This is a genomic window from Nonomuraea rhizosphaerae (assembly GCF_019396405.1).
GTDB lineage: Bacteria > Actinomycetota > Actinomycetes > Streptosporangiales > Streptosporangiaceae > Nonomuraea > Nonomuraea rhizosphaerae.
Window position 1 is genome coordinate 1 of record NZ_JAHKRL010000116.1, and the last position, 8,746, is coordinate 8,746.

An 8,746-nucleotide genomic window follows, 5' to 3' on the forward strand; every position below is an offset into this window, starting at 1 on the left:
GTCGGCCCCCGCCTCGATCAGCCGCTCGGCCGTCTCGGCGTGCCCGTTGGCCGCGGCCCAGAGCAGCGCCGTCCAGCCGCCGCTCTCCCGGCCGTTGACGTCGGCGCCGGCGGCCAGCAGCGCGCTCGCGACCTCCGCGCGGTCGCGGGCGGCGGCGGCGCACAGCGGCAGCCCGCCGTCCTCGCCTTCGCTGACCGCGTTGGGGTCGGCGCCGCCGGCGAGCAACTGGCCCACCTTCTCCGGATCGCCGTCCAGGGCGGCACGATAGAGCTGTTCCTCATGCATGAATGGGACCCTAGCCTGGATCGCGCCGGGGCCGCGTCAGCCTCTCGGTGGGTCTCTCGTGTCAGACCACGGGTTGACGATCACCTGTTCCCTGATGCGGGTCCGACGCCCGGATCGTGGCGTGGTGTCCCACCGGACCGTCGCCCGCGGCCGAGGAGGCCCAGCGCGGAGATTTGTGACGGATGTGGGCGTTTCGTCGTATGACTCTTCCTCCGAGGGGAGGATCCCGATCTCCCCGAAACGCGATATGTTGCGAGTATGACTGATCCTGGTGCCGTACGAGCCTCGGACGCCGAACGTGAAGCCGTCGTGGAGCAGCTACGCATCGCCTCGGTCGACGGGCGGCTGACCCTCGCCGAGCTGACCGACCGTACGGAGGCCGCCTACACCGCGACCACTCACGCCGAGCTGGCCCTGCTCACCCAGGACCTGCCCGCCACGGGCGCGGCGCCCATGGCGCCGGCGCAGCAGGCCGCGCCCAAGCGCAAGCGGCGCTGGTTCGTCGGCATCATGGGTGACTCGAAGCGCCGCGGCACCTGGCGGATCGACCAGGAGCTCGGCGCGGTCGCCGTGATGGGCGACGTGGTCCTCGACCTGCGCGAGGCCGAGGTCCGCACGAACATGGTCGAGATCCTCGCCGTCTCGGTGATGGGCGACGTGAAGATCATCGTCCCCGACGGCGTGAACGTGGACCTCGACGGCATGGCCATCATGGGCGACAAGCGGGTGGACGTGATGGAGGCCGCTCCGGGGATGAACGTCCCGGTGGTGCGGGTGCAGGCGTACGCGGTGATGGGCGACGTCAAGGTGGTCGGCGACTCCCAGGCCCAGCCGCTGCGGCGCGGCCTGGGCGGCTGGCGCGAGCACTGGCGCAGGCTGCACGGCACCGACTGGCACGACATGCGCAGGCAGCTCCGCGAGGCCGACCGCCAGATCCGCCGCGACCTCCGCGGCGGATACTGACCCGCCAGAGGCACGACCACCGACCGGCCACAGGCCACCGACCAGCCACACCACACAGGCCGCCGACCGGCCCACCCGCCTCCCGGTGGCGGCGGCAGCGGCGGGGTGAGGCGCCCGCGGAGAAGCCGCCCGACGCGGCGATCGTCCGGACGCCCGGCTGCTCGACGCCGGCCGTCAGCACTCGTGCGACCCGCTGGAACGCCCTACCGGGCCGATGACCCCAGCGCCGCCATCAGCGGGAGCGGGTTGATGTAGTCGCGGTAATGCACGACAAATCCGTCCCGTACGCGGATCACCGCGATCACCCGCTGCGTGAACGGCGCCCCCGTGGCGGTGACCTGCCCATGCGCCGTGTACTCGATGATGACCACCTCGGGGTCGGTCGTCTCGTGGATCACTTTGTCCCGGTACGACTCGAACGTGATCACCCTCGCCTCCGTCCCCATGAAGGCCCGGATCTCCTCCCGCCCCGTCAGCCGCTCCGGCACGCCCTCGGGACGGTACGGCCATTCGATGACCGCGTCCGGTGCCATCACCGACAGGAACCAGTCCGCGTCCCCGGCGCGGCCGACGTCCAGCAGCTGGTCGGCGATTTCCCGTGCGTCCATGGGCGCCCTTTCGTTGAACAAGCGTTTATTGAACGACCGTACAACGAATGAGGCGATTCGGTCAACGCTCGTACAATGAGCCGCGTGTCAGCAGAGAAGCCCCGCCGCACCCGGGCCGACCAGCGGCGCGAGACCGAGGCGCGCATCCTGGCCGCCGCCCGCGCCACCTTCGCCGAGCTCGGCTACGAGCGCACCACGATCCGAGGTGTCGCCTCGGCCGCCGGAGTCAACGCCGGACTGGTGATGCACTACTTCGGCAGCAAGGAGGAGCTGTTCTCGCGGGCGGCCCGGCTGCCGGAGGACGACCTGCCCGCGGGGCACCCGGCCGAGGCGCTGCTCACCTCGCTGCGGCGCAGGCTCGACGACGAGCCGGTGGCCTCGCTCGTCGTGCTGCGCTCGGTGCTCACGCACGCCGAGGCGTCGGGGGAGTTCCGCGTGGCGGCCGCGGCCTGGCTGGACAGGATCGGCGCGGCCGTCCCGGCCGGGGACGCCGCTCTCAGGGCCGGGCTGATCAGCTCGATCATCACCGGGGTGGTGATCGAGCGCCACCTGCTCAAGCTGAGCGCCGTCGCGGACGCCTCCGCGGACGACATCGTGGCCCTGATGCGGCCGGTGTTCGAGAGCCTTGCGGGGGAGGGGCGGGGCACGGGTTAGGGTCCACTGCTATGACTGAATCCGCCTATTTGCACGAGACCCGGACCTCTTACGACGCCGTCGCCGCCGACTACGTCGCCTTCGCCCAGAACGATCTCGACACCAAGCCGTTCGACCGCGTGTTCCTGCACGCGTTCGCCGAGGTGGTGCGGGGCACCGTCGCCGACGTCGGGTGCGGGACCGGGCGCGTGACGGCGCTGCTGGACTCCCTGGGCGTGGACGTCTTCGGCGTGGACCTGTCGCCCGGCATGCTGGCGGTGGCCCGCGAGCTGTACCCGCACCTGCGGTTCGACGAGGGGAGCATGACCGGCCTGGACATCAAGGACGGCGCGCTCGGCGGGGTCATGGCCTATTACTCGCTCATCCACATCCCGCGGGACGGGGTGCCGGGTGTGCTCGCCGAGTTCCACCGGGTGCTGGCGCCGGGCGGGCACCTGCTGCTGGCCTTCCAGGCGGGCGAGGACGTGCTGCACCTGGACAAGGCGCTGGGCCACGACGTGGCGCTGGACTTCCACCGCTGGACGCCGGAGCGGGCCGGCGAGCTGCTGCGCCAGGCGGGGTTCGTGGTCAGCGCCCAGCTTCACCGCGAGGCGGACGAGACCGAACGCACCTCGCAGGCCTTCGTGCTGGCCCGCAAACCGTCCTGACCGGCCCCTCAAAGCCAGCGCGGGTCCCTTCTTCAGGGCCAGTAGGGACGCGACCGGGCCGCCGCCGCCACGACGGCGGCCCCGTCCAACGCCGTGAACGTCAGCTCCAGAACATGCCTCCACGTTGACCCCGGAAGGCGGCCGTCAGGAGGCGGCTGCTCCCGCCGGGCTCCGTACCGCCGCGTCATACCGTTCCAGCAGGATCGCGGCCAGTTCGGGAGCCGGCCCGAGCACGTCGGCGACCACGTCGGCGCCCGCCTCCAGCGTGGTGCGGCGCACCTTGTCGGCGAAGTAGCCGGGCGCGAGCAGGTACGGCGCCACGGCCACCCGCGGCGCGCCCGCCTCGCGCAGCATCGCCACGGCCTGCTCCGGCGTCGGCGAGGCGGCCGACGCGTACGCGGCCGTCACCGCCCACCACCCGCGTGCCCGGCCGCCCGCCAGGTCCGCGCGCCAGGAGGCACGCCCCCAGCTCCGCGCCATCCCCGAGACGACCTCGTTGGCCCGCCGGTCGCTGGAACCCGCCGACACCAGCACCACCGCCGTGTCCGGATCGCCGGGAGCCACCCCGGCCTCGGCCAGCCGCCGCTCCAGCGTGGCCGGCAGCAGCGGGTGCGGCCCGAGCGTCGAGCCGTAGCGCACGCGCAGCCGCGGGTCGCGCGCCCGCGCCTCGTTGAGCGCCGCGGGCAGGTCCACCCGGCTGTGGTAGGCCTCGGTGAGCAGCAGCGGCAGCACCACCGCCGACTCCAGCCCGCCCAGCGCCTGGGCCAGCGACGGGGTCGCGTGGTCGAGGTAGGCCGTGCGCACCGGCAGATGGGGCCGGGCCAGCCGTACCTCGTCGAGCAAGGACTCCACGGTCGCGGCGGCGCGCGGATCGCGAGACCCGTGCGCCACCGCGACCAGTGGCACGCTCGGGCCCGTCCCGTCTGCCAACGGGACGGGCCGCACGCCGGGGATCACAGGTGAATGCCGCATTCGACCTTCCCCAGCCCCGCCCAGCGGCCGCTGCGCGGGTCCTCGCCCTCTGCCACTTGCCGCGTGCAGGGGGCGCAGCCTATCGACGGATAGTTGTCGTAGTGCAACGGGTTGATCAGTACCCCGTTGTCGGACATGTAGTTGTCGACGTCTTCCTGGCTCCAGCGGGCGATCGGGTTGACCTTGACCATCTGCCGCTTGGCGTCCCACTCGACGACCTTGGCGCCGGAGCGGGTGGCCGACTCGTCGCGGCGGATGCCCGAGATCCAGGCCAGGTACGGCTCCAGCGCCCGGTTCAGCGGCTCGACCTTGCGCAGGAAGCAGCACAGGTCCGGGTTGCGGCCGAACAGGCGCGGCCCGAGGTCGCGCTCCTGCTCCTCGACCGTCCGCGACGGCTCGATGTTGATCACGTTGACGTCGTAGACCTGCTGGACCGCGTCCCGCGTGCCGATCGTCTCGGCGAAGTGGTAGCCGGTGTCGATGAACAGCACGTCGACGCCGGGCTTGACCCGGCTGACCAGGTCGATGAGCAGCGCGTCGCTCATCGAGGAGGTCAGGCAGAGGCGGTCGCCGAAGGTCGCGGCCGCCCAGCGGATGATCTCGCGGGCGGGGGCGTCCTCCAGGAACACCGCGGCGGACTCGACGATGTCCTGAAGGTCGAGCGCGCCGCGTTGCTGTCTCAGGCCGACCTCGATGTCGACGAGCGTCATATCTTGACTCCGATCCCCAGGAACTTCAGCTTGAAAGCGCGGGCGCAGGAGCGGCAGTACCAGCCGCCGTGCGCCGCGGACCCGGCGGCGTCGGCCTCGCCCTCGTAGGGCTCCAGGTCCTCGTCACCGCAGTAAGGGCAGTGGAACGGAACGGCTCGTGTCGTCATCGCAGGTCCGCCTCGTCGGCTCGCTGGACCCAGTCGGCGAACGACTCGCCTTCCTTCTTCTGGTCCTCGTAGTTCGTGGCGACCCTCGCCACGTAGTCGGGCAGGGCCTTGGCGGTGGTCTTGAGCCCGCGCACCTTCCTGCCGAAGCCCGGGTTGACGCCCGTCGAGCCGCCCAGGTGGATCTGGAAGCCCTCGACCTGGTCGCCGTTGTCGTCCACGACGAGCTGGCCCTTCAGCCCGATGTCGGCGACCTGGATGCGGGCGCAGGAGTTGGGGCAGCCGTTGACGTTGATGGTCAGCGGCTCGGTGAAGTCGGGCAGCCGCCGCTCCAGCTCGTCGATCAGGTCGGCGGCCGTGGCCTTGGTCTCGACGATGGCCAGCTTGCAGTACTCGATGCCGGTGCAGGCCATGGTCTGGCGGCGGAACGTGGACGGGTTGACCTGGAGGTCGTTGGCCTCCAGCTCGGCGACCAGCGAGTCCACCTGGCCGGCCGTGACGTCGAGGATGACCATCTTCTGCTCGACCGTGGTGCGCACCCGGGTGGAGCCGTGCCGCTCGGCGACGTCGGCGATCGCGTGCAGCTTGTCGCCGTCCAGCCGGCCGACCTTGGGCGCGAAGCCGACGTAGAAGTTGCCGTCCTTCTGCGGGTAGACGCCGACGTGGTCGCGGCGCGAGCTGCGCGGAGCCTTCGGCGCGGGCCCGTCGGGCAGCGTCTCCTTGAGGTACTCCGTCTCCAGCACCTGGCGGAACTTCTCCACGCCCCAGTCGTTGACCAGGAACTTGATCCGCGCCCGGTGCCGCAGCCGCCGGTACCCGTAATCACGAAAAATCCCGATCACTCCGGCCCAGACGTCAGCCGTCCGCTCCGGGCTCACGAACACGCCGAGCCGCTTGGCGAACATCGGGTTGGTCGACAGCCCGCCGCCCACCCACAGGTCGTAGCCCTTCTCGCCGGTGGGCAGCTCCACCCCGACGAACGCCACGTCGTTGATCTCGTGCACCGTGCAGTGCGAGGGGCAGCCGCTCAGCGCCGACTTGAACTTGCGCGGCAGGTTCGAGTAGGCCGGGTCGCCGATGAAGCGCTCGTTCAGCTCGGTGATCTGGTCGGTGGCGTCGAACACCTCCTCGGTGTCGATCCCGGCCAGCGGGCAGCCCAGGATGACACGCGGCGTGTCGCCGCAGGCCTCGGTGGTGCTCAGCCCGACCGCCTCCAGGCGCTCCCAGATGTCCGGCACCGACTCGATCTCGATCCAGTGGAGCTGGATGTTCTGCCGGTCGGTCAGGTCGGCCGTGCCTCTGCCGTACTCGTTGGAGATGTCGGCGATCACCCGTAGCTGCGGGATGCTGAGCTGGCCGCCGTCGATCCGGACCCGCAGCATGAAGTAGCGGTCGTCCAGTTCCTCCGGCTCCAGGATCGCCGTCTTGCCCCCGTCGATCCCCGGCCTGCGCTGGGTGTAGAGCCCGTACCACCGCATGCGTCCGCGCAGGTCGGCGGGGTCGATCGAGTCGAAGCCGCGCTTGGAGTAGATGTCAATGATGCGCTGGCGTACGTTCAGGCCGTCGTCGTTTTTCTTGTTCTCTTCATTCTTGTTCAACGGCTCCCGGTAACCGAGAGCCCACTGGCCTTCGCCGCGCGGGCGTTTGTGGTGCCGGCTGGCAGGGGTGCTCATTGCGCGTCCTTCTGTTCATGGGCGCGCGCACCTTTCCTCCTGCCTCGTCCTTGAGTGCAGGGGTGTGAAGGAGGTTTGCGACGCGCTCCGCTGAGAAATGCGGTGGGATTAACGGGCGTCGCAACAGATGGCACTGCGGACACGCTGAAGGTCGACGTGGCGTCGACCGACAAGCATGGGGTCCGCTGGCATATCTCGAAGATACGTCAGGAGTCCGGTATGTCCAAGACAGCGTCCAGACTTTGGACGTTCACCACTCCCTGACGTCCCCCTTACCGTGTGTTCCGCCGTCAGCCCTGCCGGGGCCAGTCCAGGTCGGACTCGGCCGCCGCGGGGGCGGGCGGCTGGTGCTGGCAGTCGCACCAGGAGCCGCCGCGGCACTCCTCGTGACATTTGTCCTTGCAGCTCTCGCAGATCACCCTCCGTATTATCTATGCTGCGCTGGTGAACCTCATGGGTGAACTGCTCGACGACCTGCGCGCCGAGACCGCGTCGCTGGAAACCCTGCTGGAGCCGCTCGATCCAGGCGACTGGGAGCGCGACACGCCCGCCGAAGGGTGGGCCGTACGCGACCAGGTGAGCCATCTGGCCTGGTTCGACGAGGCGGCCCGCACCGCCGTGACCGACCCCGACACCTTCCGCGCGGCCGCCGCGCACTTCACCTCCACCGACGACCTGGCCGCCGAGCTGCGCGGACTCGCCGCCGCGGAGCTGTTCGAGTGGTTCCGCACCGCCCGCGCCCGCAGCGTCAAGGCGTTCGCGGGGCTGTCGGCCCGCGACCGGCTGCCGTGGTACGGGCCCGACATGTCGGCCGCCTCGTTCGTCACCGCCCGGCTGATGGAGACGTGGGCGCACGGCCAGGACGTGGCCGACGCGCTCGGCGTCACCCGGCAGCCCACGGCGCGGCTGCGCCACGTGGCGATGATCGGGTTCCGCGCCATGCCGTACGGTTTCGCCGTACGGAACCTGCCCCTGCCGGACAAGCCGGTACGCGTGGAGCTGACCATGCCCGACGGCGGCCCGTGGACGGCCGGCCCCGACGACGCCCCCGACGTGGTGAGCGGCCCGATGCTGGACTTCTGCCTGCTCGTCACCCAGCGCGTGCACCGCGACGACACCGCGCTGAAGGTCACCGGGGAGACGGCCGGCGCCTGGATGAGGATCGCGCAGGCGTTCGCCGGGCCGCCCGGCAAGGGCCGCCGCCCGGGGAAGGCCGCCGGGTAAGGGTCGCTCAGGGAAAAGCCCAGGGGCATTCCCGATGATCCGGCGGCCAGGACGGTGACATGCTGGGCGCATGCGCACCATCCTGAACGTCATCTGGCTGCTGTTCGCCGGAATCTGGCTGGCCATCGGCTACGCGGTGGCCGGGGTCATCTGCTGTGTCCTGATCATCACGATCCCCTTCGGCATCGCCTCGTTCAGGATCGCGGCGTACGCGCTGTGGCCCTTCGGCCGGACCGTGGAGCGCGACCCGTCCGCGGGCGCGCTGTCCACGATCGGGAACATCATCTGGTTCGTCTTCGCCGGGCTCTGGCTGGCCATCGGGCACGTGGTCACCTCGATCCCGCTGTTCCTGTCGGTCATCGGCATCCCGCTGGGCGTGGCGAACATCAAGCTGATCCCCGTCTCGCTGCTGCCCCTGGGCGCCCGCATCGTCGACAACGACTAGGGTCTCCCGCCCGGCCGGCGGGGGCGCGGTCACGGGCGTACTGCGATTTCAGTAGCCGAAGTGTCAGCAATCGCACGACGACGGGACGGAGGATCGGGGCCAGCCTGGCGGGACATCCCGATCGACGATGCGGAGGCCGTCCCGTGGCTGTGCTCCTCTACCGGCTGGGCCGTCTGGCCTTCCGGCGGCGCTGGTATGTCGTACTGGTGTGGACGGCGCTGCTGGGCGCCCTCGGGCTCGCTTCGGCCGGCGCGGCCGGGCTTCCCGACGACGGCGGGTCCATGCCCGGCATCGAGGCGCAGGCCGCGCTGGACATGACGCGGCAGCGCTTCCCCGGCGTCCCCGGCGAGGCCGCCGGGGCGACGGCGCGAGTCGTCCTCGTCGCCCCCGAGGGTGGCAAG

13 protein-coding genes and 1 pseudogene are annotated in these 8,746 nt (G+C 70.9%); 6 read left to right on the forward strand and 8 right to left on the reverse strand.

What is annotated here, in order from left to right; genetic code table 11:
• Positions 1-285: ankyrin repeat domain-containing protein (locus KME77_RS05745; protein ID WP_246609227.1), on the reverse strand; the 285-nt coding region annotated here is incomplete at its 3' end.
• Between the two features lie 258 nt (positions 286-543).
• On the opposite strand from KME77_RS05745, the gene KME77_RS05750 reads away from it, so the two are divergent.
• A complete protein-coding gene (locus KME77_RS05750) occupies positions 544-1,248 on the forward strand; it encodes a DUF1707 SHOCT-like domain-containing protein (RefSeq protein ID WP_219462669.1) in 705 nt (234 codons plus the stop codon).
• 203 nt (positions 1,249-1,451) lie between these two features.
• On the opposite strand, the gene KME77_RS05755 is transcribed toward KME77_RS05750, so the two are convergent.
• Positions 1,452-1,856: a nuclear transport factor 2 family protein gene (locus KME77_RS05755; protein WP_219462672.1), complete on the reverse strand. Its 405-nt coding sequence runs from the start codon at positions 1,854-1,856 to the stop codon at positions 1,452-1,454.
• A gap of 84 nt (positions 1,857-1,940) precedes the next feature.
• On the opposite strand from KME77_RS05755, the gene KME77_RS05760 reads away from it, so the two are divergent.
• On the forward strand, positions 1,941-2,510 hold the full coding sequence (locus tag KME77_RS05760) for a TetR/AcrR family transcriptional regulator (RefSeq protein ID WP_219462674.1): 570 nt from the start codon (positions 1,941-1,943) through the stop codon (positions 2,508-2,510).
• Between the two features lie 11 nt (positions 2,511-2,521).
• Positions 2,522-3,157 carry a class I SAM-dependent methyltransferase gene (locus tag KME77_RS05765; protein WP_219462675.1) on the forward strand — a complete coding sequence of 212 codons (636 nt, stop codon included), beginning with the start codon at positions 2,522-2,524 and terminating at the stop codon, positions 3,155-3,157.
• Between the two features lie 144 nt (positions 3,158-3,301).
• On the opposite strand, the gene KME77_RS05770 is transcribed toward KME77_RS05765, so the two are convergent.
• The 6 genes from KME77_RS05770 to KME77_RS29760 all read right to left on the reverse strand — a co-directional run bounded on the left by KME77_RS05770 (position 3,302) and on the right by KME77_RS29760 (position 7,095).
• Positions 3,302-4,129, reverse strand: coding sequence for a sirohydrochlorin chelatase (locus tag KME77_RS05770; RefSeq protein ID WP_219462676.1), 828 nt, complete (start codon positions 4,127-4,129; stop codon positions 3,302-3,304).
• The gene (locus KME77_RS05775) at positions 4,111-4,839 is read right to left on the reverse strand and encodes a phosphoadenylyl-sulfate reductase (RefSeq protein WP_219462677.1); all 729 of its coding nucleotides are present in this window, start codon (positions 4,837-4,839) and stop codon (positions 4,111-4,113) included. The genes KME77_RS05770 and KME77_RS05775 overlap by 19 nt, the downstream gene beginning before the upstream one ends.
• Complete coding sequence (locus KME77_RS05780; RefSeq protein ID WP_219462678.1) at positions 4,836-5,006, reverse strand: Insertion element protein; 171 nt, start codon at positions 5,004-5,006, stop codon at positions 4,836-4,838. Before KME77_RS05780 ends, KME77_RS05775 begins: the two co-directional genes overlap by 4 nt.
• Positions 5,003-6,676, reverse strand: a complete 1,674-nt coding sequence (locus tag KME77_RS05785) for a nitrite/sulfite reductase (RefSeq protein WP_219462679.1) — start codon at positions 6,674-6,676, stop codon at positions 5,003-5,005. The genes KME77_RS05780 and KME77_RS05785 overlap by 4 nt, the downstream gene beginning before the upstream one ends.
• Before the next feature lie 108 nt (positions 6,677-6,784).
• The gene (locus KME77_RS30465; RefSeq protein ID WP_311132608.1) at positions 6,785-6,868 is read right to left on the reverse strand and encodes a putative leader peptide; all 84 of its coding nucleotides are present in this window, start codon (positions 6,866-6,868) and stop codon (positions 6,785-6,787) included.
• Between the two features lie 98 nt (positions 6,869-6,966).
• Complete coding sequence (locus KME77_RS29760) at positions 6,967-7,095, reverse strand: hypothetical protein (RefSeq protein ID WP_281424048.1); 129 nt, start codon at positions 7,093-7,095, stop codon at positions 6,967-6,969.
• A gap of 34 nt (positions 7,096-7,129) precedes the next feature.
• On the opposite strand from KME77_RS29760, the gene KME77_RS05790 reads away from it, so the two are divergent.
• From KME77_RS05790 to KME77_RS05800, 3 genes and pseudogenes are all read left to right on the forward strand, one after another.
• Complete coding sequence (locus KME77_RS05790; protein ID WP_246609230.1) at positions 7,130-7,900, forward strand: TIGR03084 family metal-binding protein; 771 nt, start codon at positions 7,130-7,132, stop codon at positions 7,898-7,900.
• A gap of 70 nt (positions 7,901-7,970) precedes the next feature.
• Positions 7,971-8,345 (forward strand): YccF domain-containing protein, encoded by a 375-nt coding sequence (locus KME77_RS05795; protein WP_219462681.1) that lies wholly within the window; start codon positions 7,971-7,973, stop codon positions 8,343-8,345.
• Between the two features lie 143 nt (positions 8,346-8,488).
• Positions 8,489-8,746, forward strand: a pseudogene (locus tag KME77_RS05800) (MMPL family transporter); the annotation flags it as partial.

What these genes read in the sequence shown, in the direction of transcription:
- KME77_RS05750 (WP_219462669.1), top strand. Translation starts at nt 544, where the DNA reads ATGACTGATCCTGGTGCCGTACGAGCCTCGGACGCCGAACGTGAAGCC.
- KME77_RS05755 (WP_219462672.1), bottom strand. Translation starts at nt 1,856, where the DNA reads ATGGACGCACGGGAAATCGCCGACCAGCTGCTGGACGTCGGCCGCGCC.
- KME77_RS05765 (WP_219462675.1), top strand. Translation starts at nt 2,522, where the DNA reads ATGACTGAATCCGCCTATTTGCACGAGACCCGGACCTCTTACGACGCC.
- KME77_RS05770 (WP_219462676.1), bottom strand. Translation starts at nt 4,129, where the DNA reads ATGCGGCATTCACCTGTGATCCCCGGCGTGCGGCCCGTCCCGTTGGCA.
- KME77_RS05775 (WP_219462677.1), bottom strand. Translation starts at nt 4,839, where the DNA reads ATGACGCTCGTCGACATCGAGGTCGGCCTGAGACAGCAACGCGGCGCG.
- KME77_RS05780 (WP_219462678.1), bottom strand. Translation starts at nt 5,006, where the DNA reads ATGACGACACGAGCCGTTCCGTTCCACTGCCCTTACTGCGGTGACGAG.
- KME77_RS05785 (WP_219462679.1), bottom strand. Translation starts at nt 6,676, where the DNA reads ATGAGCACCCCTGCCAGCCGGCACCACAAACGCCCGCGCGGCGAAGGC.
- KME77_RS30465 (WP_311132608.1), bottom strand. Translation starts at nt 6,868, where the DNA reads ATGCCAGCGGACCCCATGCTTGTCGGTCGACGCCACGTCGACCTTCAG.
- KME77_RS05790 (WP_246609230.1), top strand. Translation starts at nt 7,130, where the DNA reads ATGGGTGAACTGCTCGACGACCTGCGCGCCGAGACCGCGTCGCTGGAA.
- KME77_RS05795 (WP_219462681.1), top strand. Translation starts at nt 7,971, where the DNA reads ATGCGCACCATCCTGAACGTCATCTGGCTGCTGTTCGCCGGAATCTGG.